The sequence below is a fragment of the Aeropyrum camini SY1 = JCM 12091 genome (assembly GCF_000591035.1).
In the GTDB taxonomy this organism is placed as follows: Archaea; Thermoproteota; Thermoprotei_A; order Sulfolobales; family Acidilobaceae; genus Aeropyrum; species Aeropyrum camini.
This window is the reverse complement of sequence record NC_022521.1, coordinates 690,346-714,703: the sequence shown is the minus strand read 5'-3', so window position 1 is coordinate 714,703 and position 24,358 is coordinate 690,346. Positions and strand designations below refer to the sequence as shown.

The 24,358-nt window shown below is 48.1% G+C and carries 22 protein-coding genes; 13 read left to right on the top strand and 9 right to left on the bottom strand.

Features of this window, described 5'->3' with window-relative positions; translation table 11 throughout:
- The first annotated feature begins 9 nt into the window (after positions 1–9).
- Together ACAM_RS03905 and ACAM_RS03900 are read left to right on the top strand one after the other, a co-directional pair.
- Complete coding sequence (locus ACAM_RS03905; RefSeq protein ID WP_148706398.1) at positions 10–264, top strand: hypothetical protein; 255 nt, start codon at positions 10–12, stop codon at positions 262–264.
- The gene (locus tag ACAM_RS03900; RefSeq protein ID WP_022541509.1) at positions 240–677 is read left to right on the top strand and encodes a type II toxin-antitoxin system VapC family toxin; all 438 of its coding nucleotides are present in this window, start codon (positions 240–242) and stop codon (positions 675–677) included. The genes ACAM_RS03905 and ACAM_RS03900 overlap by 25 nt, the downstream gene beginning before the upstream one ends.
- 121 nt (positions 678–798) lie before the next feature.
- Here ACAM_RS03900 and ACAM_RS03895 read toward each other — a convergent pair whose 3' ends face one another.
- The 5 genes from ACAM_RS03895 to glmU all read right to left on the bottom strand — a co-directional run bounded on the left by ACAM_RS03895 (position 799) and on the right by glmU (position 7,337).
- Positions 799–1,986 (bottom strand): acyl-CoA dehydrogenase family protein, encoded by a 1,188-nt coding sequence (locus ACAM_RS03895; protein WP_022541508.1) that lies wholly within the window; start codon positions 1,984–1,986, stop codon positions 799–801.
- Between the two features lie 131 nt (positions 1,987–2,117).
- The gene (locus tag ACAM_RS03890; protein WP_022541507.1) at positions 2,118–2,906 is read right to left on the bottom strand and encodes an MOSC domain-containing protein; all 789 of its coding nucleotides are present in this window, start codon (positions 2,904–2,906) and stop codon (positions 2,118–2,120) included.
- Between the two features lie 75 nt (positions 2,907–2,981).
- Positions 2,982–4,073 carry a nucleotidyltransferase family protein gene (locus ACAM_RS03885; RefSeq protein WP_022541506.1) on the bottom strand — a complete coding sequence of 364 codons (1,092 nt, stop codon included), beginning with the start codon at positions 4,071–4,073 and terminating at the stop codon, positions 2,982–2,984.
- 40 nt (positions 4,074–4,113) lie between these two features.
- On the bottom strand, positions 4,114–5,967 hold the full coding sequence (glmS, locus tag ACAM_RS03880) for a glutamine--fructose-6-phosphate transaminase (isomerizing) (protein ID WP_022541505.1): 1,854 nt from the start codon (positions 5,965–5,967) through the stop codon (positions 4,114–4,116).
- A 122-nt stretch (positions 5,968–6,089) separates the two neighbouring features.
- Complete coding sequence (glmU, locus tag ACAM_RS03875; RefSeq protein ID WP_022541504.1) at positions 6,090–7,337, bottom strand: bifunctional sugar-1-phosphate nucleotidylyltransferase/acetyltransferase; 1,248 nt, start codon at positions 7,335–7,337, stop codon at positions 6,090–6,092.
- Between the two features lie 721 nt (positions 7,338–8,058).
- On the opposite strand from glmU, the gene ACAM_RS03870 reads away from it, so the two are divergent.
- The 8 genes from ACAM_RS03870 (at position 8,059) to ACAM_RS03835 (ending at position 18,159) form a co-directional block, all read left to right on the top strand.
- Complete coding sequence (locus ACAM_RS03870; protein ID WP_022541503.1) at positions 8,059–8,946, top strand: glycosyltransferase family 2 protein; 888 nt, start codon at positions 8,059–8,061, stop codon at positions 8,944–8,946.
- On the top strand, positions 8,943–10,217 hold the full coding sequence (locus ACAM_RS03865) for a glycosyltransferase family 2 protein (protein WP_022541502.1): 1,275 nt from the start codon (positions 8,943–8,945) through the stop codon (positions 10,215–10,217). Before ACAM_RS03870 ends, ACAM_RS03865 begins: the two co-directional genes overlap by 4 nt.
- Positions 10,214–11,953: a hypothetical protein gene (locus tag ACAM_RS03860; protein WP_022541501.1), complete on the top strand. Its 1,740-nt coding sequence runs from the start codon at positions 10,214–10,216 to the stop codon at positions 11,951–11,953. The genes ACAM_RS03865 and ACAM_RS03860 overlap by 4 nt, the downstream gene beginning before the upstream one ends.
- A gap of 14 nt (positions 11,954–11,967) precedes the next feature.
- A complete protein-coding gene (locus ACAM_RS03855) occupies positions 11,968–12,825 on the top strand; it encodes a glycosyltransferase family 2 protein (RefSeq protein WP_022541500.1) in 858 nt (285 codons plus the stop codon).
- Between the two features lie 11 nt (positions 12,826–12,836).
- On the top strand, positions 12,837–14,000 hold the full coding sequence (locus ACAM_RS03850) for a glycosyltransferase family 4 protein (RefSeq protein ID WP_022541499.1): 1,164 nt from the start codon (positions 12,837–12,839) through the stop codon (positions 13,998–14,000).
- Positions 13,997–14,905, top strand: coding sequence for an alkaline phosphatase family protein (locus ACAM_RS03845; protein ID WP_022541498.1), 909 nt, complete (start codon positions 13,997–13,999; stop codon positions 14,903–14,905). The genes ACAM_RS03850 and ACAM_RS03845 overlap by 4 nt, the downstream gene beginning before the upstream one ends.
- Positions 14,906–14,912: 7 nt before the next feature.
- Positions 14,913–15,725, top strand: coding sequence for an FkbM family methyltransferase (locus ACAM_RS03840; protein ID WP_158318592.1), 813 nt, complete (start codon positions 14,913–14,915; stop codon positions 15,723–15,725).
- A gap of 1,057 nt (positions 15,726–16,782) precedes the next feature.
- Positions 16,783–18,159 carry an alkaline phosphatase family protein gene (locus ACAM_RS03835; RefSeq protein ID WP_232502312.1) on the top strand — a complete coding sequence of 459 codons (1,377 nt, stop codon included), beginning with the start codon at positions 16,783–16,785 and terminating at the stop codon, positions 18,157–18,159.
- Between the two features lie 46 nt (positions 18,160–18,205).
- Here the strand turns inward: ACAM_RS03835 and sat are convergent, their stop codons facing one another.
- The 3 genes from sat to ACAM_RS03820 are packed head-to-tail and all read right to left on the bottom strand — an operon-like array spanning position 18,206 to position 20,449.
- Positions 18,206–19,360, bottom strand: a complete 1,155-nt coding sequence (gene sat, locus ACAM_RS03830) for a sulfate adenylyltransferase (protein WP_022541495.1) — start codon at positions 19,358–19,360, stop codon at positions 18,206–18,208.
- Entirely contained in the window at positions 19,350–20,213 is an 864-nt protein-coding gene (locus ACAM_RS03825; protein ID WP_148706395.1) for a sulfite exporter TauE/SafE family protein, read from the bottom strand. The genes sat and ACAM_RS03825 overlap by 11 nt, the downstream gene beginning before the upstream one ends.
- Before the next feature lie 26 nt (positions 20,214–20,239).
- Entirely contained in the window at positions 20,240–20,449 is a 210-nt protein-coding gene (locus tag ACAM_RS03820; protein WP_062662894.1) for a hypothetical protein, read from the bottom strand.
- Positions 20,450–20,655: 206 nt separating this feature from the next.
- On the opposite strand from ACAM_RS03820, the gene cysC reads away from it, so the two are divergent.
- Complete coding sequence (cysC, locus tag ACAM_RS03815) at positions 20,656–21,219, top strand: adenylyl-sulfate kinase (protein WP_232502311.1); 564 nt, start codon at positions 20,656–20,658, stop codon at positions 21,217–21,219.
- A 127-nt stretch (positions 21,220–21,346) separates the two neighbouring features.
- On the top strand, positions 21,347–21,694 hold the full coding sequence (locus ACAM_RS03810; RefSeq protein WP_022541491.1) for a transcription regulator containing HTH domain: 348 nt from the start codon (positions 21,347–21,349) through the stop codon (positions 21,692–21,694).
- Between the two features lie 35 nt (positions 21,695–21,729).
- Here ACAM_RS03810 and ACAM_RS03805 read toward each other — a convergent pair whose 3' ends face one another.
- The gene (locus ACAM_RS03805; protein ID WP_232502310.1) at positions 21,730–23,121 is read right to left on the bottom strand and encodes an MATE family efflux transporter; all 1,392 of its coding nucleotides are present in this window, start codon (positions 23,119–23,121) and stop codon (positions 21,730–21,732) included.
- 205 nt (positions 23,122–23,326) lie between these two features.
- Here ACAM_RS03805 and ACAM_RS03800 point away from each other — a divergent pair, with 205 nt between their 5' ends.
- Positions 23,327–24,349, top strand: coding sequence for a hypothetical protein (locus ACAM_RS03800; RefSeq protein ID WP_148706394.1), 1,023 nt, complete (start codon positions 23,327–23,329; stop codon positions 24,347–24,349).
- The last annotated feature ends 9 nt before the right edge of the window (positions 24,350–24,358 follow it).

The window sequence follows — 24,358 nt, the reverse complement described above, 5'->3', positions numbered from 1 at the left end:
GTGACATTTTTGAGTGTTGTAGTTAGTTTCAGAATCGATAAGAGGCTTAAGGAGAGGATGGAGAAGCTCAAGCACATCAACTGGAGTGAGGTTGTGAGGAGGGCTATAGAGGAGGTTGTGAGGAGGGAGGAGGCTAAACTACGCGAGAAGGATAGGGCCAGGATAGCCTGGGCCTCTCTCAAGATGGATGAGCTGAGGCGGAGGGTTGAGGGTTGGAGTAGTGTGGAGGAGATTAGGCGTTGGAGAGAGGGGAGAGGAAGGTAGTGGTAGACGCCTCAGTAGCCGTCAAGTGGTTCGTCGAGGAGGAATATACACGAGAGGCTCTATTGTTAAGGGAATCCTACCTAGAGGGTCTGGTAGAGCTGATTGCCCCGTGCCTCCTACCCTACGAGGTCCTCAACGCCCTCAAGTACTCCGCGGCCTTTGGAGAGGACGAGCTGAAAGAGATAGCCAGTGCCCTCGAGTCCCTCCAGATACGCCTGTATAGCCTCGAGGGAAACTATGCTGCCACTACTATCGAGGTTGCTATGCGGAGTGGCCTAACTATCTACGACGCCTCCTACATAGGCCTAGCCCTCGTTGAAAAGGCTACCCTCTACACTGCAGACGAAAAACTTCTAAAGAAGGCCGGGAGCCTGGGTATAGCGAAGCACATCAGAGACTACAAGGTGCCCTAGCAGAGCGGAAGCGTCTCCCCAGGCAGGGCCCAGAGCCTATCCTGGCGGCTTCAGCAGTAGTGAGAGATCCCAGCCGCTAAACCGGATTCTACCAAACAACCCTAGCCCGCCCCCCTAAGGATTAGATGGAGAGTTCCCCGTACAGCATCTTCCCCATTATCCACCTCTGGATCTCGTTCGTCCCCTCGCCTATCTCCAGGAGCTTGGCGTCCCTGTAGACCCTCTCGGAGACGCTTTCCTTCACGTAGCCTAGGCCGCCTAGGATTCTCACGGCAGTGGCTGCTATTTCGTTCGCCGCTATGGCTGTGTGGAGCTTGGCGGCGGAGGCCATCCACACGTACCTGGGGTCTCCAGTGTCTCTTAGGCGGGCTGCGGTGTAGGTGAGCGTCTTCATTGTCTGCAGCTTCACCGCCATATCTACTATCTGGAAGCGGACTGCCTGGAACTGGTGTATGGGCCTGCCGAACGCCGTCCTGCCGAGGCTCCACTGGTAGGCCTCCTCCAGCGCCGCCCTCGCCAGCCCCAGGGCGACGGCGGCCGCCCCTATCCTCCCGTCGTCGAGCGTGTACATGGCTATCCTGAAGCCCTCCCCCTCCCCGCCGAGCCTGTTACCCGGGGAGACATGGCAGTTCTCATACCTAAGCTCCGCCGTCCCCGTACCCCGGAAGCCCATGGTCTCCAGGGGGGTGGCCTCTATGCAGCCGTCGTTCTCAACAATGAACGCCGTTATCCCCCGGTGGCGGTCCTCCCTCCCTCCTGTCCGGGCGAACGTCACGACGACGTCGGCCTGGAGCCCCTGGGTTATGTAGGTTTTCCTCCCGTTGAGCACATAGCCATCCCCCGCTCTCTCCGCCCTCATCTCCAGGCCCGCGGCGTCGCTCCCGCAGCACGGCTCGGTCAGAGCGAAGGCCCCCACCTGCTCGCCCCCCACAAGCCGGGGCAGGTACCTCCTCTTCTGCTCCTCACTACCCGCCAGCAGTATGGGCGCCACAGCCATGCCCCCCTGTATAGCCGCTATTAGGGCGACGCTCCCGCTAGCCCTCGCCAGCTCCTCCATAACCACCGCCACAGACACCGAGTCGAGACCCGAGCCCCCGTACTCCACGGGAACCCTCATACCCAGGATACCCTGCCCCGCCAGCAACCCCAGAATATCCCGGGGATACTCGTTGCGAACATCAATCTCCCTCGCCCTAGGCGCGACAAACCTCTCGGCAAACTCCCTTACACTCTTCCTGAGAAGCCTATGCTCCTCCCCCAGGAAAGGGGGATCAACATCAAGAACAAGATGCTCCAGCAACTGCCCCACAGCAAGCCACCCAACACCAAAACGCCCAGGAGCCAGGTATTAATACGCGATCCCCGTAAGCCCGCTAGATGGAAAGCAGGCGGGAAGCTTAAGACACCCTAACCATCGGGATTTTTGAAAGGTCCAGCCCCCTATCCTCTCAGGACCTCCTCGACTACCTCGACGGGGTCTCCAACCCGTATGGTCTTCCCCTCCTGCCCAGGGAGTATCCTCGTGTTCACCGCCAGCCTATAGCCGTGGTCCCCCTCGGGATACTTGCCCCGGAGCATGGGCTTTCTCATCTCCGCCACCCTCTTCTGGAACCCCCGCTCCACGGCACCTGTGAAGGGGTCTCGGGACGGCACCACACACCTAGCCGACACCCCCCGGCCCTCCATGAGGACCTCGCCCACCCTGAAAACAACCCTCCCCCGGGAGCCGGGGTAGAGGCGGTCCTCCCAGAAGGGCTCCCGGCTCCACACCTCCAGGTTCGCCCTTATCCTGAGCCTAGCCTGCATAAGGTCCCAGCCGAACCACCCCGCCAGCTCGGCTAGGGTGGCGGTGGAGACCACCGTTGGCCCCGGGTTCTCCACGTCATCAGGAAACCCGGCAGGGTCCTCCACAACCCTCACGGGATAGCCTAGGAACCGGGAGAACCACCCCGACATGCCCTCAAGGTCCTCCAGGCTGTAAACCTCCTCACCCCCGCAGCAGGCCGAGAGGTAGACCAGCCCCCTCTCCAGGCTGAACCTAGCCCTAACCAGGTGCAGCCTCCTCTCCCTCTTCCCATTAACAAACCCACCATCCCCCGCGACGAGGGCGAGCCTCCTATCCCACTCCAAACCGCCAAACCGGGAGACACGCGCCTCCAAAACCTCCACAGGAGGCAGGCTCTTAATGGGGTAGAGGAGGATCTTGTAGAGGAAGGGCGTGTCAGCCACTGCAGGCCGCCTCCCCCTAGATATTGCCAGGAGGCCCCTGATAAGGGGTTGGGAGAGGACCCCGGCCGACCCTACTCAGGAGTAGGTTTCACCCGGTTCCAGCGTGGCCCTAGGCCCAAGTCTTGCCTTTGGGGCTACGACGCTGCAGCCTCCACGCCCCCCAGCTACCGACAGGGGGGGTATAGCCCCATCATCCCCCACTATGACGCTCCGTAGTCTAGCCGGCCCCAGGGCCTCAGCCCTCTCGAGCAGGACCGCCCCCTCTATAGAAACCAGGTCGCCTACAACCGCGTCCTCCTCCATTACTACACCGGGGCCTACGACGCTGTTTCTACCCACGACAGCCCCGCGGCCTATGTAGACGGGGCCCAGGATGACAGCTCCCTCCCCCACCTCGGCATCCTCCTCAACCACAACCCCTCCTTGGATGACGGAGGTCCTCGCGACCCTGGCCCCGGAGGATATCACCGCCGCGCCAGCCCCGATGACGAGGCCGGGAGCCTCGAGCAGGTCGCAGGGGTAGCCTATCTCCAGCCACTCCCCAGGCCAGACCACACTCCCCACCAGCCCCCTTCTCGCGAGGCTGTTTATGCCCTCCACAAACCCCTCCCCTGCGAGGACCTCAAGCGCCTCGGTATCCCCTGCTAGGACGCCTGCGAAGACCCTGCCCCTCCCGGCCATCCACTCCTCCCTGTCGCCCGAGAAGCCCAGCACCCTCCCGGTGGAGGGGTCTACGTCTACGAAGCCGAAGCTCTCTCCACCCCGGGTGACGGGGGCGAGGGCCAGCACGAGCTTGTACCGGGTTACGCTGTAGTAGTCCAGCACGTGCCTCACGAGAGTGTTGGGCCTTGCAAGGTAGCCGACGAACGAGACGACAATCTCCTCACCTCCCGAGAGCCTCTCCAGGGCTGTGGAGAGACCCGCCTCCACCCCCTCGCCCCTCTGCTCCACAACGGCCAGCCAGCCCGGCACTGGCCCCGGGGGGGTGGGGTGGCCTGGGGGGGCTACCATGACAGCCCTGTCAAGCAGCCCCCTGACCATGGCTATCTGCTCCACAGCGTACATGTAGAGGGGCTTGCCCGCCAGGGGGAGGTAGGGCTTGGGCCTCCACTGGGTGAGTGGTAGGAGCCTCTTGCCCACGCCGCCCGCCAGTACTATGGCCTCCAAATACCAGCCCCCCCTTTATCCCTGTCCCGTGGAGGGGCCTTTACTCTACGGTCACGGTTTTAGCCAGGTTCCTGGGCTTGTCGGGGTCGTAGCCCCTCGCCACCGCCAGGTGGTAGGCTAAGAGCTGGAAGTAGGGTGTTAGGGAGTAGGCGTCCAGGAGGATCTCACCGCCTGTGGGGGGCATTCTGAGGACCTCGATACCCTCCGGTATGTCGAGGTCCAGGTCGCTGGGCGACACCACCGTCACGCTCCCACCCCTAGCCTTCATCTCGAGGGCGTTGCCCACGATCTCTGGGGAGTCGCTGGAGGCCAGGACGTAGACCTTGAACTCGGGCTCCACCAGTGCTATGGGGCCGTGCTTGCTCTCCCCCGCCGGGTAGGCCTCGGCGTGTATGTAGGAGACTTCCTTGACCTTGAGTGCTGCCTCCATGGCCAGCCTAGCCCCAATCCCCCTCCCAATAATGTACATGCTGTTGGCCGCCTTGAGGCGCCCGGCCTCCTCCCTCGCCACGCCCTCCGAGGCTAGTATAGCCTTCCTCACAGTCTCAGAGGCCCCCTCCAACACCGCCAGCAGCCCCCGGGCCTCCCCGCCGGAGAGCCTCCCGGTCATCCTTGCCGCTGCTACCGCTAGGGTTTGGAGGAGTATTGTCTGGGCTAGGAAGGTCTTGGTCGCTGCAACCCCTATCTCCGGGCCGGCTCTGAGGTATAGTGTGACGTCCGACTCCCTATCCAGGGCGCTGCCGACCACGTTGGTAACCCCCACTATCCTTGCTCCACGCCTCCTCCACTCCCTCACCGCCTCAAGGGTGTCGAAGGTCTCGCCGCTCTGGCTTACGGCCACAACAACAGAATCCTCGCCAACCCCGGGGGTGTAGACCTTGTGCTCGGATGCCACCACAACATGCCCTACAACCCCGGCTAGCCTGGAGAGATAGTACTGGCCGGCCAGCCCGGCGTGGTAGCTGGTCCCCGCGCCCACTATGAATAGCCCCTTGGAGCCTGCTACCAGCTCAGCAGCCCTCTCGAGCCTTGGATCCTCTATTATCCCCTCGAGAGTCTCCGAGAGGGCCTGGGGCTGCTCGTAGATCTCCTTCAGCATGTAGTGTGGGTATCCCGCCTTCGAGGCCGACTCGGGAGTCCACTCAACCCTCTTGACCCTCCTCCTCAGCTCCCCTGGGGGGAGGGGCTCGAACCCCCCGTCCCCACGAGGCCTGTATATTGCCACCTCCCCCGGGGCTATCCAGCCGAACTCGCCATCCTCCAGCACCACCACATCCCTGGCGACATCCAGCACCGCGGTAATGTCGCTCGCCACAGCATTCACCCCATCCCCCAGGCCCACAACCAGGGGGCTCTTGTACCTTACGAAATATACCCTCTCGGGCTCGCCAGAGTGGAGGAGGGCGAGGGCATAGCTACCCCTAAGCACCCTCCCCAGGAAGGCCAGGGCCTCCAGGAAGCTGTACCCCCGGGAGAGGTAGTCCTCAACCAGGTGGGCCACAAGCTCGGTGTCGGTCTCGCTCACCAGCCTATGCCCCCGGCTCTCCAGCTCCCTCCTGAGGGAAGCGTAGTTCCGTATAACACCGTTGTGGACCACGGCAACCCTTCCGCCACAGTCCGTGTGGGGGTGGGCGTTCACGTCGTTGGGGGGGCCGTGGGTGGCCCACCTGGTGTGGCCTATCCCAACCCTCCCCCTTAGGCCCAGGACCCCCGTCCTCCTGGCAACCTCCTCAATCTTGCCAGCGGCCTTCCTTACCACGAGCCTCCCTGGGCCCTCTATCACGGCGACACCCATGCTGTCGTAGCCCCTATACTCGAGCCTCTTCAGCCCCCTCACTAGCGCGCTAGCAACCCCACTTCCCTCGGCGAAGGCCAGGCCTATGATGCCGCACAATTTTTGACACCACTCGCCGACTGCCGTATGCACGTTTGGGAAGGTTTGGGTAAGCCGCTATATAACGGTTAAGCCGGTATAAGCGGGTATACCATAAACAATCCGGTGGAAACCATGTTGGACTAGCACTTGAAAACCTCCCCACTACCCACATCCCTGTTCACAACACACCCCGGGTACACCAGAGCCCTCGCCCCCACTTTCACACCGGGCATGAGCGAGACGTTTATGCCTGTCTGGGCGTAGCCGCCTATGACTGCACCGAGCTTCCTCAAGCCCGTGTCAACTCTCTCCCCCTTCACCGTCATCCTCACACTCCTCCCGTCGAACCTGAGGTTGGCCGTCACAGTTCCCGCCCCCAGGTTCACATGCTCCCCCACAACACTGTCCCCAACATAGTTGAGGTGGGGCGCCCTGGCACCCTCCATCAAGACCGAGGCCTTAACCTCGCTGGCAAACCCGACATAAGCATCCCCGAGGAGAACGCTATACCCCCTAACATGGGCCCCAGGCCCCACGCGAGCCCCCGGGCCAATGTAGGCAGGCCCCTCCACCACGCTATGAGCACCCACCCTAGCACCCCGTGCTATATAGACCCTCTCCACATCCCCCTCGAGAACGGCAGTAGAGTGGACCTCCCCCTCAACAACACCCCTATACTCCGGGTCGTGGAACGCCATCCGGTTAGCCCTCAAAACATCCCACGGCCTCCCCACATCAACCCAACCCCACCCCTCACCACCCACAACAGCCCGGAGAACACCCTCCCGGGCGAGAACAGCCAGTGCATCGGTAACCTCAAGCTCCCCCCGGGGGCTAGGCCTAAGCCCCCTCAGAACACCCAGGAAACCGCTGTCAACCTTGAAGCCCCCGATGAAAACCCACCCGCCCCCACCGCCCCCAGGCTTCTCAACAACCCCCCGGACAAAACCCGCCTCAACCTCCAACAACCCATACCACCGAGCATCCTCAGCCCACCCAGCCAAAACAGAGGGCGCCTCCGCCGATGCAAGAGCACCGTAAAACCTAGAGTCCAGATAAACATCCCCGTAGACAAAAGTATACTCCCCACCACCAACCTCCTCCAAAACACGCCTCACAGCATGCCCAGTCCCCCAAACCCCACCCTGAGAAACAAACCTAACACCCCCAAACCCACAAGACCTAACACGCTCAACAACCTCACCACCACGATAGCCCACAAGAACAACAGCCTCATCAAAAACACCAGCAGACAAGCCAAGCCTCAAATGCCTACAAACAAGAGGCTCCCCCAAAACAGGAACAAGAGGCTTAGCCCTAGTCTCAGTAAGGGGCCTAAGCCTCTCCCCCCTACCACCAGCAAGAACAACAAAAACAGTCCTAGACAAAGAAGCGTTCACCCGATACACTTGAACTAAATGTGAGATACTTAATTTATAAGTGAAACCACCTAGGCGACTAGGCCTATAAACCGAAAATGTTGAGGCATAATGTTCAGTCTAAATAAGATGCTTAGAGGTGATAGTAGATTATGGTAGCTCGGACAACACTCACAACCAACTACACAAGGATACTCACAGGAAGTGTTTATGAGCTATCCCGCAACACGAAAACATGTTTCTCTCAGGCTTTAAGAAAAAGGAATAATAGTCATGTTCGTCTGCGAAGACTTTAGATAATTACATCAGACAGATACCACCAGAATAACACTATCTATCTGGTAGACACCTCGCTGAGCGACATTATCGTAATAATGAAACTCTAAATGGCTCCCACATTAGATGATCGCTAGATACTTCAAAAATCGTAAGCAAAGCTTGGAATTTTTTCCAACATATCAATATTTCCTAATTATCGTTATCTTGAAGTACCTAATATTAGACGAGATTAGCAAGATAGCAGAATATCATATATTATACTTGTAATTGGCAAACGTTACGATAAAGCGATATTGTCAAAAATTAAATCGTATACCATTATATTGTATTATAATAGAATATTATAATAGAATGCAAAATAGCTATATTTGAAAAACCAAAGTGAAGCTTATCTGGCATTAAACCCTAAGTTTTAAGTTAGGCGGTAAAGTTACAATAAGGGAGAAGCAGTATGAGTGGTAAGTTCAACGATTTGACTATAGTTATACCGACACTCAATGAAGCAGAAGCAATAGGTAAAGTTCTCGAGGAGATACTGAGTAAAGGTATACCTAGAGAGAATATAATAGTTGTAGATGGTGGTAGCACAGATGGTACCATAGAAATAGTGAAATCTAAAGGAATTAAATTAATAATACAAGAGGGTAAAGGTAAGGCAGACGCTATTAGAACAGTTACGAAATATGTGAGAGCACCCTACGTAATACTTATGGATGGTGACTACACATATCCTGCAGAACACATTCCTGAGCTTTACGAAAAAATAAAGCAAGGTTACGATTTAGTAATAGGAGCAAGGCAATACAGTGAAAATACGCAGCCCTTTATATATAGATTAGGTAATAAGATCTTAACCAAATTCTTTAACATGCTATTTGGAGTAAATCTTAGCGATGTTTTAAGCGGAATGTATATAGTAAAGACGGAGATTTTGAAGGAGCTTATGTTTGAAACAAGAAATTTTGGTATAGAATCAGAGATTGTAGCCCATGTAGTTAGCACTACCAAAAAAGTAGCTGAGATACCCATCAGATATCGACAAAGACAAGGCAGGAAAAAATTGGGAGTAAGACATGGTTTTTACATTTTTAAAGAAATGATTAGACTGGCATGGCGATATAATCCCACATTTTTGATATTAATTCTAGCTAGTTCAATGTTTATATTAGCACTTATAATATATATTAATCTGATTATTTTATACGATGTAGAATACTATGTTAAGATATTAATGGGAGTTATGATTATTCTTTTAGGTTTTCAATCATTACTATTAGCACTCTTATCACTATATATAAAAAGTTTTGAGTACCGGATGATGAGGAGGTTAGCACAATGACTATTACTATTGGGTTAGTACTTACGTTATTAACTTTAGTAGCACTATTATATTATTGGACTTTCCATCCCTTAAATTTATTAATCTATTCTTCAATAAAATCAAAGTTTTCTGAAAAAAACAATAAAATTGACTATAATACTGTCGACAGATTTTCTAAAAAAAGTAGCAGTGCATATATAATTATACCTACCTTCGGAAATAGAAAGATTCTTATTGAGAAAATTAAACATTTAAATATCTTATTTAAAAAGGACAATGAATTTTATAAAATAATAAATAAGATTATTATAGTTTATTCAAAGCCAAATGATGAAATACTAAAAAATCTAGTTTATATTATTAGTAAAAACTATCAAGAAAAATATATAATATTACTCGAAGATACTAGAAGAGGTAAAGCTAATGCTATCAATATGGCCCTAAGACTAATTGATAATAAGTTTGAAAAAAATAAAAAATACACAGTCATCGTTAGCGATGATGACCTATTCTTTAACTCAGCAGTTATTAAAGAGATAATTAACATTCTCAGCGGAGATGAATTACTGGGTGTTGTTTCTGTAGCTCCAGAATACAATTCTGCTGCAAACATATTTTATAAGCTTAAAAGAAAAATACATTCTATTGAAGAGAAAGTTTGTGCACCCGCAACAATATATGGTGATTTATTGGCCTTTAAAAGAGATATTATTTCGTATCTCCATGAAGATTCCCTAGCAGAAGATCTTCAACTTTGTCTCAGAGCTATAACTGAAGGCTTTAGAGTAAAAATTATTGTGAAAAAAGTACATGAAAATTATCCTAAGACAATGAGAGGAATACTAAGTAGAACAAGGAGAACTATTACTGGAACTTTCATTGAATATCAAAAATCGATAAAAGACATATTTAGTAAAAGAGGCCTCGTCTGTGCATATATCTATTCATCCTATATGGTAAGTTTGCTACTATTATCACCTTTATTACTTCTATTCTTATCAACATTTGGTATTCTGATATATAATATTGTTATATTAATACCACAAATTTTTATTTTCTCAAAAGAAACTAATATAAATATAACGTTATTTATTATGGCATTAGTATCATTAAGCCTAGTTACATATTACATCTATACATCTCGCAAAGCTGAATTCTTAGCAAGTATAACTAAGTTTATTCTAGCGTTGATACTTGGCGGAATAGTAAGCTACTTTGATATAGCTAAATTACTAATTAGATCTAAAAAGAGTATAAACTTTGATAAAATGTGGGTGAATACAAAATGAAATTAACTAAATTTTTATTTATAAATATAGTTAGTACCGGTCTTCTTATACTATTGAGTTTACTCTCTTACTCTATTTATGGTATAAATATCTTTGGATATGACACTCCTAAATATCTTTATCAAATACGAATACTTAAAAATTATGGATTAATGCTTTTAATACCAGAGAGTGTTAAAGAAGAATTAACCATAAAATTTAATTACATATATTTATATACCTTCCTTGCTTACTTCCTAAGTCAAGTTTTAAGTATTAATTATGTAAATGCTATAACAGCTTTTTCGGTTATCATTTTAGTGCCCCTATATGGCTTTACACTATTTATTATTGTATTTATGTTATTAGAAACTTTATATTCATCCGTATCTAATTTTCGAACGAGATTGATATTTGTTTTATTAGCTTTGGTAAGCTCTATTTTAGCCATGTACAGTATAAGTACTGCTTACCTAGTCACACATTTATTTAGACAATTTTTCAATATTATATTATTTAATATTTTGCTAATATTAGTAATTTCAGAACTTAGAACCTCACAACAACCGAGAAAGTATGGAAAATTATATCTCTTTGTATTGATATTAGTAATGGTATTTAATCAAATTGAGAGTGCAATTTTTACCTTAATGTATATGACCTTACTTGCTGTAATCTTCAGAATTACAAAGTCAAGATATCTTATGGAATTAAGTGAACAATATATTATGTCTATTGTAGCATTTATAGTTTCTTCTGTGCTAATTATTGTTCTATCAATGTTATTAGGTATAGAACAAGTAGTGGGTATAGTATCATCTTCTATAAAAGGTTTTATGTATTATTCATCTAGGCAGGAATCTTTAATCAATTTGATTTTGACATCAGAACACCGTCTTGGAACAGACATCCTAGGAGGTAAGTACGGTTTATTTATCAACATGTTTATTTTAATTGCGACATCAATTCTTTTTATCTTAGATATTCAAGTGAAAAGAACGAGAATCACTAATAAGGTTATATTACCATTAGGTACTTTAGTATTTCTAGTAACTATTATATCGTTCACGCCTGGATTACCCTGGGTCTTCCAAACACGAACCCTTATGTTTTTACCGTGGCCTTTACTATATTTATGTTTTGGTTATTATCTATTTCTTTCACGCCGATATCAAATAACTAAAATTGGCACATTTCTATTAGTAGCAATGATATTAGTACCTATGGTATTTAACGCTGCATATTCGTATAAGGAATTTATCCCTCGTTGGACTAAGCCATACATAGATACTCGAGTCTTAGACTATATCACGACTATAAACGAAAAAATATGTTTAAGAAATAATTATATAGTTTATGTAATCTATATACCTAAATATAACTATTGGGAATTCGCTGTTGCATGGCTTTATAGAAATTGGTTGTATGCTCTAACAGACTGCAAAGCTCTGGTATATTATGGTCAGGTATCTGACCTTTTGAAAAATATTAACTCACTAAGTTATCGAACATTTAGTGAAAAAGTTTACAAAGATTATCATGATGTAATAGTTAACCTTAAAGAAACTAACAGCGAAGTACTTGGAATACTCAATTCAACTAAAGGTGTACCTATAGTGATAATTAAACCTCTATATCAAGGAAACGATTTAGACATGTTGAATAGCCTCAATCATCCTTGTTTAGTAACAACTGAACAAGAAAATTTCATGAATTCTAGCTTAATCATATGTTATTATTCTAATCATAGCAGCTGATGGGGGAAAGAGCCATGAAATTAGCCATGATAATACCATCTGTTAGATTTTATCAGTTAAGGCTAATTTTGAATCATGTTATCTCCTTAAAGCCGCCGCCTGATATAGTAGTATTAATAGTTCCCGATAAATTTATTAGGAAGTTAAACAACGTCATACAAAAACTAGATAATGTCGATGTTAAGTTTATAATTTTAACTCAACAAAGAGGTCTTGTAGAAGCTAGGAACAAAGGTATAGTAGCTGCAATTAATCATGGTGCAGACCTAATATGGCTTTTCGAAGACGACACTCTTGTGCTTAATAAGAACATTATAAATATAATTAAGGTGTATTATTTAAAGTATACTAAAGAGAAGAATAGAAGAATTGGGATAATATTTGGTTACCAAGAACTAAAGCCTGTTGACTATATAGAAAGACCATTGCAGTATCTCAACACCGAATTAACTAGAAATTCGTCAACAAGATTAATCAGCTTGCTTCATAATATATTTTTAAACATCCACGGATTCAATGGTTTACCATACTTAATACCTGTTGCAACACTAGTCTTAACGAAGGAGTCTATTCAAGCTTCAGGATTATTTTATGAAGGCTTCAAAAAGGAGGCTGAATGGTCCGAGCCCGATTTAATAAATAGAATTTTAAATAATGGTCTTATAGCAATAAGATTAAAAAATTTTATCGTCCGACATTATATAAGTTCTACAAAATATAAATCCATCGGATTCTGGCTGAGACGCTTACACAATTTTCTTCTTTATCTAGTAAGAAATCGCAGATACTGCATTTCTTGCTTCCTATTTGCAATGTTATTAACTTTGGGGGCATATATAATAATTTTGCGTCAGATAAAATTCAGGAAATAGGTGTTTACCTTATGCGTGTTATACTTTTATATCATGGATGCATTAATGGAATAGGTGGAGCTCAAAGGGCTGTATTAAATATAGCTACAGCCTATCATATGCAAGGCCTCGAAGTCATTCTTATCAGCAGTTGTGGGAAATTATATGTATCAAAAATAAATAGTAAATTTATCTTGTTAAGCGTACCATCATATAGAGTAGGCGGCATTGCCTTAGTTCCTCCAATAGATACGTTTAAACTCGTCGTACGTCTTGTAAAAACGTCCGATATAGTACACTTACTTTTTTCGGAAACCTTGTTTCAGTTAATAGTAGCACTACAATCTAAAGCTTTAGGTAAAATTGTGATTAGTTCTCACTTAGCATTTATATCGTATGTATTTCATCATAATCCGTTAGTACGTGTTATATCGCCTTTTATAATTTTATTTAAAGTATTGATAGCATATCTGTCTGATATAGTACATACACCATTATTCCGCGACGTATTATTGATTAAAAAATTGCCCTTACTAAAAGCCAAGGTTATACATATACCACATGGCATACACCTGGACCAGCTAGAAATAAAATGTGATTATAAATTTATTGAGCATGATAAACTAAGATTAATGTTTCTAGGAAGATTTACGAAAGACAAAGGAGCATATGTGTTGCTTAATGCTATGACAATTTTAGTTGAGAAAAAGATCCCTGTCGAACTATGGATAGTAGGTCCCAGATCAGTAGCATTAAGAACTTTATATTATTTCGCTAAGAAAAATCCACACGGATTTGTATCTATCAAAAATAGTATTAAATTACTGGGTGAAGTTGATGAGTATACAAAGTACTCTATAATTGCTAAGATCCATTGTGGCGTCATTCCAAGTCTATCAGATCCTGTTGAGGCGTATTCTATAGCTTTAAGCGAATTTAACGCACTAAAACGCTGTGTAATTGCATCCCGCGTTGGTGCACTAAAGTACAGGCTACAAACAAATATTAACGCAGGACTAACAGTTAAACCTAAGAGTCCTAAAGCTTTAGCAGACGCTATTGAAAAGCTTTGGGAAAAAAATAGGGGAGGAGAAAATATGACAAGCATTCCCAAACTGTTTGATGTCATAACCTTTTCCGAGGAAGTTAAAAAATGGAAACAAATAGTGTCCTACATAAGGAGGAGAAATCGATGACAAGCATAGAGAGAACTAAAGAGCTAGTTACACTAACGTTTACAAAACCCATTTCTTTAGACGAATACATAGCTAGAGTAATTTATTTGAAAAAATCAATATTATTTAAAATAATATCAAAAAGGTTTATGAAAAGGTTTATGTCCAGTACAACCAAGTTAGTGTATCAACAAAGTCTTATAGATAAAGAGAAATGGGATATATTAATAATTCTTGATGCCTGTAGATATGATGTCTTTAAAGAGTCAGTGTTCAAATTTTTCAATGGTGACTTATTGCCCGTTGTGTCTAACGGCTCCATAACGCTTGATTGGTTTATTAGTACTTGGTGTAATTCCAAACATAAGAGCCGTGTGTATTATATATCAGCAAATCCATTCATAAGAAAAGAGGATCCTAACATAAGTAAATGCGTTCACAAGGTCGTTGATACATGGAAAATGTTTTGGAATAAAGAGAAGATGACTGTAAGTACAAAGAGTATACTAAACTTTAGTAAGATTATGTTGAGATTATACTCAAAGGACTTAGAGGCAGGTCGATTAAAACTAGTAATTCATCTATTACAGCCTCATGCTCCTTACATTTATTGGCCACATGTTTTCGATGAACTGTGGAGACTTGGGGCACCATATAATATCACAACAGTATATTCGCTTCACCGAAAAAACAAACATGTATTAGATATTTTAAGAACAAGTTACATAGCCAGTCTGAATTATTCGTTGAAATATATAGCAGAGTTTATACATGAAGTATATCGTCTATATCCCAAGAAAATTACGATAGTTATTACATCTGATCATGGAGAACTATTTGGGGAATATGGACTTCTCTTTCATCCAAATATAGAATTACCCGAACTTAGGATAGTTCCATGGTTCGTAGTACATGCTACAAGGTGAGGCCAGAATGACAACAATTACGGATATATTTCAATTTCATCCGAATTTGTCATTATGGTTCATTATAGAAAATTTCCCATTAATCTTGCGATCTTATCGCTTAAGGAACTTGTGGTTAAGATTTCTAGGAAAGTCTGGTTTTATTAATACTGTCTTAGTTGAACTACCAAATGGATTAAGAGCATATGTAAGACCACATAAAGGTGAGACATTGCTTATTTATGAAATATTTAAGAAAAAAATATATGATTATTTTGAGATAACAAATTCTAGCATAGTATTCGATATTGGAGCTAATATAGGTATCTATACCCTTAATGTTGCTCCCAAAGTAGAAAAAGTTATAGCAATTGAACCCGAGCCCTCAAATTTTGAATTGTTACTAAACAACGTAATACTTAATAATTTAACTTCAAAAGTGCTTCCTTTAAATATTGCCATAGGTACTAAAGATGGAAAAACAAAGCTTTATTTAGATAACAAGGGTGGATCAGGTACACATTCTATTGTATTAAAAAGATCCAGTAAATACCTTAATGTCCCTTATTATAAATTAGATACAATTTATAAGAATCTCAAGAGGAAATCAATTATTGACCATGTTGATCTAATAAAGATTGATGTTGAAGGTGCAGAACTTCTAGTGCTTCATGGAGCACAGAACCTTTTAAAAGCAGAACATCCCAAACTTATAATAGCAATTGAGCATGGAATAGTACAATTCAAAGACATATATTACTTTATTAAAAGTAAAGAATTAAAATATAAATTTACCGTATTAAATAATATAGTTTTTTGTACACCCATTATACATTCATAACCTCATTAAACAATTTTACCTCTCATTTACCCCCCGATAACTAACTTCGCCAGCCTCATCCAGATGTACTTTTCCCTATTTCTTGTCCCTATTTCTTGTACTGTGTTGTGGTTTAAGCGCATCTATTCCACTAAATACCTCCTTTATCATTTAGGTCTTTATGACCTCTTTATGACCTATTCGTACTGCTACTTGTTTTTCCCTTATTGCTTCGCTTACTGGATTCTTTGAACATTTTACATAGGGTTCTGTTCTCGGCTGTCACGAATACGTAATTGTTTATTCTTAATAGTGATTTTTGTTTTATACGCTATATTTGTATCTTACTCTAGTACATATTAGAAACACATTATTAATTCAAGCTACTAATAATAGTTTCAGTGTCTCAAGTTTCCATTACAAATATAATAGAAAAGTTGCTTATAACGTGGTTTATAACGAATATTCATAGGTGATGAGAGGATCAGACCTCGCAGTATTAATGTATTATTGTATGAGAACTCCTTTATGTATATCTTGCAACCAACGATAGTAGGTAGTAAGTCTAGTTAACGTTAGCAGGTGGTTTCAGGTGGCTTCGAGTGTCTTCTGCTGTAGGTGTATAGAGTATAACGTAGATTAGGTATAGGTATTTAGAGGAAGCTCTAGAGCTAACGATAGCTTCAAGTCTATGACTAATCCAAGACTTTATACAGGTTGAAAGCTGGTCGATACATACATAAACTTACCTGACTTCTTTACAAATTAACTACAAACTTATATGAGATATTGGTAGAATTAATGTATAAAACCTGAGGTTAGTCATAGACTAGAAGCTCTGATATCCTAACTACGTGCAGGGAGCAATATAGAAAGAATGAGAGAAACCTTTTTTCCATCATATGCCATATTACCATTCTATAATTATCTCGGGTTGTTTCCACACTTTGACATTATTATTGAGAAGACTGAGAATGATGAGAGATGGGAATACGCGGTATTTATGTATTATGCTTAAAACTTTGAAGAGGATAAATTAGGATAAATACTCGATAACACGTAAAGAGGTGTTGTTTGCGTGACACGCAAAAGATTGCTGGTTTTAGGGCTTGACAGTGTCCCTCCTCAATTGCTTTACGAGGATCTTCGCGATCTAACATCCAATCTTCAGCTTTTCCTAGATATTAAAGGCATACTTCTATCTAATTACCCTCCTATTACTGTTCCTATGTGGGGTGTTATGCTTACTGGACGTAGTGCTGGTGAGCTTGGTGTTTATGGTTTTCGTCATCGGCGGCCTGGTGATGTTGGTGTTAGTTATGTTGTGAGTAGCCGTAGTATCCCTGGGGGTTGGGTTTGGGATGTTCTTGGTGGGAGGCTTGGGTTGAGGAGTCTTGTTGTTGGTGTTCCTCCTGGCTATCCGGCCCGGCGTGTTAGGGGGTGGTTTGTCTCTTGTTTTCTGACTCCTGGTGTTGATAGGGCTTTTGCGTGGCCTCCGGGTATTAGGGGAGAGGTTTTGGCTGCTGGCGGTGGGGATTATGTTTTTGATGTTAAGTATAGATCCGGTGATAAGGAAGGTGTTAGGAGGGGTTTGTGGAGACTTGCTGAGACCCAGTTCAGGGTTGTAAGGCACCTTCTCCGGAGTAAGCCTTGGGATTTCGCCATGTATATGCACATCGGGACTGATAGGGTGCATCATGCTTTCTGGAAGTACTGGGATCCGGAGCATCCAAGGTATCCGGGTGAGGGCAACCCGTATGAGGATGTGATACCCGAGTATTACGCGCTTGTGGACAGGCTGGTAGGGGAACTGCTTGAGGAGCTACCCAGGGATACTGAGGTTATAGTGGTTTCCGACCATGGGGCTAAGGCTATGAAGGGTGCTTTCGCCATAAACCAGTGGCTGGTGGAGCAGGGTTATCTGAAGCTGCGTGAGCAGCCGCGGAAGCCAGGGGTGGATCTAGAGTGGAGTATGATAGACTGGAGCAGGACTGTAGCGTGGGCTTGGGGCGGCTACTATTCAAGGGTGTATATAAACCTGAAGGGCCGTGAGCCTCAGGGGATTGTTGGGCGGGAGGAGTACTGGAGCGTGGTGGAGCAGCTTAAGAGGGATATCGAGAAAATTCGCGGGCCCGACGGGGAGAAGTGGAATAACAAGGCCTACCATCCAACTGAGCTCTACCCAGAGGTCCGGGGCGACGCCCCCGACCTCATGGTGTACCTTGACAACCTGAGCTGGAGACCTGCGGGCACCATAGGCTGGCCCAGCATATACCTAGAGGAGAATGATAGGGGACCGGATGACGCTGTGCACGACTGGCTAGGCATCATAGGAGGGAATGCAGAGGTGTTGAAGGACTTCGTAAAGGGTGGAGGGCTGGTGCCGATTCAGAAGGTTAAGAGTATCATACTAGCCCATTACGGGTTAGAGCCTGAGGAGGACGTGGATAGATAAGTCGGCTAAGGCTTCCCTCAAAACCCCGCCCCCGCATCATATATCTTTATTCTATAAAGGGGTTTGGATGAGATATTATTGCTTCAGCCACTTCAGGCCTCATCATATACTCCGGAGGCCTCTCACCCCTCCTCAGAATCTCCCTCAGCCTGGTGCCGCTTATCCTAACCCTATACTCTTCCCCGTGGGGGCAGACCTTCTCGTTAACCATCCCCCCACACCTCGTGCAGTAGTAGGCCTCCCGTACGAAGAGTGGTGTTATGCCTAGGTCTGGGAACTCGCGGAAGATCTCCCACGCCTCGTAGGGCCCGTAGTAGCTGCCGACGCCCGCGTGGTCGCGGCCTACGATGAAGTGTGTGGCGCCGAAGTTCTTCCGCACTATGGCGTGGTGTACAGCCTCTCGAGGGCCCGCATAGTTCATGTTCATCCTAAGTACTGAGAGGACCACCACACCACGTGGGTAGTAGTGGCTAGTGAGGGCCTCGTACGCTCTTATAATAACCTCGTCCCTATAATCACCCTTCTTTTTCCAGCCTGAGAGGGGGTGGACTAGGAGGCCGTCGACGAAGGTGAGGGCCGCCTTCTGCACATACTCGTGGCCCAGGTGGGGCACGTTTCTGGTCTGAAACGCCGCTATTGTCCTCCAACCCTTCTCCTTGAATAGAACCCTAGTCTCGAGGGGCCAGAGCGTATATCTTTCCAGCGGGTTGGGCGGGCCTTGTATAAGCTCTAGCCTCCCGCCCAGAAGTATGTCGCCCCTCTTGTATACCGCCTCAACCCCAGGATGGCCGGGGTCTCGGGTTTTGAAAACCTTTTCAGCGTGAAGCCTCTTATCCCAGGTGTAGACGTCCTCCAGTGTGAGAACTGCTATAGGGAGTTCATTGTATAAAAGTACTATGTCGTCGCCAGGCGACAACCCCTGACTCTCCAGCCACTCACGGGTTGCGTCCAACACTATGGGTATGGTCCATGGGAGATCGTTGGAGAGTCTCATGCGGTTCAGAACGCTCAGATAGTCGTCCTCAACCATAAACCCCTCAAGGGGGCTGAAGACGCCTCGAGCCAGGTCCTCAGCATCTATAGCCCTCTCCAGAGGCACTTCAAGCCTGGGCATCTCACCCGACTGCGCCTCAAAAATCTCTCTCCTCCTACCCGTCAAAACCCTCCTAACTAGTCTACCGCCATGGGGCCTAGAGACCAAGCCAGCTAAACACCCCATACTCACTCGATAACCTGTAAACGGCTTTTAAGGCGGCAGCCGCGAGGGCGAGGACAACGAGGACCTGGGCCCAGCGGATGGGCATGATACCTGGTAGCTTTGGAGCCAGGAGGGCGAGGACAACGAGGACCTGGGCCCAGCGGATGGGCATGATACCTGGTAGCTTTGGAGCCAGGAGGGAGCCTAGTATGCTCCCGGCTGTTAGGACGGCTGCAGTAGTAAGGTTCATATGGCCTGCCCAAGAGTAGACGGCTGCGGCGGTTATGAAGGCGAGCGGTTTTATGATAGGAATGGCTACTAGAGAAGCTCTATAGTCGATCCCAGAGGCTCTCTGAGCGGCTACAACGATAGGGCTGAAGCCTCCCCCGGAGAGGGCTTTAGAGAGTCCTCCAACAAAGCCACCAAGAACTAGAACATAAGGCCTGCTAGGTCCTCCAGCTCCTTCGCGACTTTTGTCCAACATTGGTACTATAAAGAATGCTGTAACAACCACTAGGGCGGCGGTATATAAGGCCAGAGCCTCCTCTTCCTCCAGGAGACTCATTAGTAGCGAGCCCCATACGACTCCAGCCAAGGCGGATATGGCCAACACAATTATAATCTGTTTTGGAGGGCCCTCTGTTCCCGTTGAACGCCAAGCGTATAGTGCTGAGAGGGATGAAAACACTTGGGCACTGAGTGTGACTGCTATAGCCTGCCTCGGGTCTAAGTCTAGAATAACTAGCATGGGAGTTGCGATGAGGCCAAAGCCGAGTCCTAGGCCATAGTCAAGTGCAGATGCTGTCAAGCCTGCTACAAAAACTCCCGTTAGCCGCAGGACCTCCGCTGGTTCCAAGGAGGCTAGGCACCCTTACGGGCAGTCTAGATATAGCCCAGGCTTCTGAGCCTCTCTTTAACCTCCTCCTCCTCCTCAGGAGTCATACCTACCGTCTCCGCCTCGTCGGATATGGCCTCGCTAAGGAGGAACTCTACAAGCTCGGAGACGTCCTTGAAGCCCCCATTCTCCTCTATAAACTTCTTAGCCTTCTCATAGAGTTCCTTAGAGATCTCTACAGAAACCTTATCCCCCATCAGCACCAGCCCCCTGCTCTATCCAACACGCATATGTTTCCCCGAGGGATAGTTAAATAGTTTCCACCAGTTTTCAAGGCATAACGAAACCCTATACAACAGTTTGTAAGATAGGAGCCTTACTAGGAATAATCACTAAGGAATAATTCCTGTAGAACTAGTTTAATACGCTAGAGTTAATATCGGCCCGAATGGGGGCTGGGGCTGTGTCATACCACAGGTGTCTAGACAGAGGTGTTGTTGTCTGGCTGACTGGCCTACCGGGTAGCGGTAAGACCACTATAGCATCACGCCTTGCAGAGATGCTTAGGATGGAGGGGTTTAGGGTTGAGGTTTTAGATGGTGACTGGGCGCGGAGGACTGTAAGCGAGGGAGCTGGTTTTACGAGGGAGGAGAGGATAAGACACCTCAGGAGGATAGCGTGGATAGCACGCCTTCTAGCGAGAAACGGTGTCATAGTCCTCTGCAGCTTCGTATCACCCTATAGGGAGGCCCGAAGTATGGTAAGGGGTATAGTTGAGGAGGAGGGAATACCATTCCTCGAGATATATGTTAAGGCTAGCCTGGAGGAGGTTATAAGGAGGGATCCAAAGGGCCTATACAGAAAGGCCCTCAAAGGCGAGATAAAGAACTTCACAGGAGTCACAGATCCCTACGAGCCACCGGAGAAGCCGGAGCTAGTGTTAGACACCGAATCTAATCCTGTGGAGGACAATGTTGCAAAGCTTTATAGGCTGGTGAAGAGTACACTAGAAACCCAGCACGTTTAACTTACATCGTAGACGAGTGTTGTCTCACTTATATAGGCAAGCTACAACAATGAGATGAGAAGCTATTTATTAGATGTCTACATGTCTCAAGATGATAAGGGTAGGCCAGCTAAAGGGGGTGCCTTGTTTGGATAGGGATAGGCTAGTTGGGTTTGGCCTGCTAATAGGCTCTCTAGCGGTCATAATCGTTTACGCTTACCTAGTTTTCTTCACAGGCTGGTGGGAGTTGGTTATAAAGCTTACTGGGCTGATGGCTGTTGCTGGGTTTTTCGGCCTGCTTGCCTGGGTGGGCTATGTGCTTGCAACTACTCCGCCGCCCAAGCCTATTGAGGAGATCGAGAAGGAGATTGAGGAGGAGTTGAAAAGGCTTGAGAGGGAGCTCGAAGGTGAGGGTAAGGAGGTTGAGGGGAAGCAGAGTGGAGAGAAGCCTGAGAAGGCAGTGAAGAGCGAGGAAAGAGAGAGTGGAAGGGCTTGACGCGTAATGTAACGTTTCTGTATTACTCCCCATCCCTAATCTCCAGAGGTCTCTCTTCCTCCAATGGTTGATACGGCGGTTTTAACGAGAGTGTGTATCTCCCTTAGCTCTGCTGTCCTCGATGCGAGGAGTATGGTGGCTGAGGCTACTAGGGCTAGGGGGAGAGCGGCCAGTGGTGGCATGTATAGGGCCAGGGGGAGGGCCGTCGCTTGGGCGGTCTGAGCGGTGAGGAGTGGTTTAGTGGGTAGTTTGAGTATGTGAGTTTGGAGGAGTGCGTTGAGGGTTGTTGCTGCTAGGAATGCGGCAGCGGCTCCACTGCTGTTCAGGGATTTGGTGAGAGGAGGGAGGAGTAGAGTCAGGGTGGAGAGGGTTGTGAGGCCTAATATGGCGAGGCTCTTAGGCTGGCCTTCCTTGTTGAGAAGGCTTGCTGTTGCCATTAGCGCTGTTAGGGGAGCAGTGGCTAGGAGTAGGAGGCGGAGTGTGTTTGAGCCTTGGGCTAGCTCAGGGTTTATGAGTGCGAGGACCTGGGGTGCCAGAACTATAAGAGCTACGGCAAGGGGTGTGGAGAGGACTAGGCCTAATCTTAGAGAGGCCTCCTGGGGTCTGCCTCCGAATCTCGTGCCCACTGGGAGTGATGCCAGCTGGAGTGATGTGGGGAGGCTTGTAAGGGCGAGGAGTATCATGAAGGATATGTATAAGCCTCCTGTGGAGTCTAGGCTTCCCCCTAGGAGTCTGTAACCGTATATGCTCAGGAAGACTAGTAGTTGTATGGAGAACATGAGAGGGTAGTTTGAGGCGGCGAGGACGGCTAGGCTCCTCATGGAGGCCGTGTCCGGCCACGGTATGCCGCGGCGGAGGGCCTTGGCAGCGAGAACTGAGAGAGATACTACAGCGACCAGGAGTGGGGCTGTTATGACGCCGAGGACTGCTGAGAGGGCGCCATAGCCTAGTAGGGCAAGGGCTACTCCCACAGCCATCTTACCCAGGTTTGCAGTGAGGACGGTCAGGAAGTAGAGGCGGAACATGAGGAGGCCCATAAGAACGCCGAGGAGAGCCAGCTGAAGCGTCGCAAGAAGAGTGAAAACCCCTGTGTAGATGCTGTAGCTCCCGAGATCCGCTCCCTCCGCTAATATATATCCCACCAGGGCTGCCACAAGCCCCACAGCGAGGGCTAGGGATACGGCTGCCACCGCTGCTTTTCCACCCCTTGCCGCGGTCTCCCTGGAGACGGCGAGCTGTAGTCCTGCTGCGAGCAGGCTTGTGGCGAGACCTGCGGACGATACAACTAAGGAGGCTGTTCCCACTGCCTCTGGACCAGCTAGCCTGGCTATGGCTAGCCAGAACACGAAGCCTGTGACAGTGACGGTAAGGCTTGCGAGGTATATCCAAGTGGCTCCCCTTATAGTCATCTCCAGGTTCTTGTCCAAGACGCTCCTATCCCTCTCCAACGCTGCCTGATGTCTCTAGATGTGTTACCCTTATTTGGAGCGGTCCGCCGGGTATTTATAGGGTGTGCCGGAGGGCACGGTGGTCTGTAGGGGTATGGGGGGCTTGCGGGCTGGATGGGCTGGCCTTCTAAATAACAAATTGGAAAAGCTTAGCCGTAGGGAAGTTGTGGGAGCGGTTGTGATCTTGGGTGCTGTTGGTGTTGTTGCTGTTGCCTTGTGGCCCGTGGTTTGGGGTTTGCTGGGGGGTTTGGTGGCTGGGGGTTATTATGGGTTGGGTGTTGAGGCCCTGGTTTACGATGATGGTAGTGTAGAGGCCTCGGTGGCGCTGGAGAGGGTGGGTTTGCCTGTTTCCCAGGCTATGCTGGAGGCTAGTCTGGACAGGGAGGCTTTGGAGGGTGAAGCTGGTGTTTCGCTCTGTCTGGCTGAGAGTCCTTATAATGTGAGCGGGGGTTTGGACTTGCAGAGGGAGGGTGCTGTGCTGCTGGGTGGGGGGGTGTTTGATGCTGGTGGTGCGATGAAGGGTGTTGTCGAGACTGTTAGGGCCACCCCCACACCTGGAGGGGTGAGGGTTGAGGCTGTGTTTAGGATTGTGGGTAGTGGTGGCGGGGAGGCTTACGAGGAGTATGCCTTCTACAGGATAGAGGGGCTGGCTAGGGAGGCTGCGGGCTATCTGAGGCTGGAGGGCTTCACCCTGGAGAGGCTCCCCCAGGATAGTGGGGGTGGTGTGAGGGGTAGGATGGTGTTCACCATACCCCCCGAGGTCTACAGCGGCGAGGCTCTGCCTGTGGAGAGGCTGAAGGCCCGGGTTGAGATGGACCCTGGAGGCTGCTGGACCAGCCTCACGGGGAGCCTCGAGGGCGACGCCCCCACAGTTGCCCGGGCGCTCGCGAGGCTGCTGGACCCGGGGAGGCTGGCGGGGGAGGAGGCTGGCCTGGCCAGGCTGCTCCAGCTATACCTGGAGAGGATGGAGCCCCAGCCCCCCACCGGGCTATCCATAACCGTCGAGGACGGTAAGGCCACTCTCAGGCTGCCCCGGGCCAAGCCTGTGGGTGGCGGGGACCCCTTGGGGGTGCTGGCGGGGGTCCTGTTGGAGGCTGGGCTGCCGGGCTATACTAAGGTGAGGATTGTTGAGGTGGGTGGTGGGGGGGAGACTGTGGGTTTGAGGGAGGCCCTCCTCCAGGACCTCGCCCCTAGTGGCGGGGGGTGAACATGGGGC

Excerpts from the sequence above, each read along its gene's own strand:
- ACAM_RS03870 (WP_022541503.1), top strand. The coding sequence starts at position 8,059 with ATGAGTGGTAAGTTCAACGATTTGACTATAGTTATACCGACACTCAAT.
- ACAM_RS03865 (WP_022541502.1), top strand. The coding sequence starts at position 8,943 with ATGACTATTACTATTGGGTTAGTACTTACGTTATTAACTTTAGTAGCA.
- ACAM_RS03860 (WP_022541501.1), top strand. The coding sequence starts at position 10,214 with ATGAAATTAACTAAATTTTTATTTATAAATATAGTTAGTACCGGTCTT.
- ACAM_RS03855 (WP_022541500.1), top strand. The coding sequence starts at position 11,968 with ATGAAATTAGCCATGATAATACCATCTGTTAGATTTTATCAGTTAAGG.
- ACAM_RS03850 (WP_022541499.1), top strand. The coding sequence starts at position 12,837 with ATGCGTGTTATACTTTTATATCATGGATGCATTAATGGAATAGGTGGA.
- ACAM_RS03845 (WP_022541498.1), top strand. The coding sequence starts at position 13,997 with ATGACAAGCATAGAGAGAACTAAAGAGCTAGTTACACTAACGTTTACA.
- ACAM_RS03840 (WP_158318592.1), top strand. The coding sequence starts at position 14,913 with ATGACAACAATTACGGATATATTTCAATTTCATCCGAATTTGTCATTA.
- ACAM_RS03820 (WP_062662894.1), bottom strand. The coding sequence starts at position 20,449 with ATGGGGGATAAGGTTTCTGTAGAGATCTCTAAGGAACTCTATGAGAAG.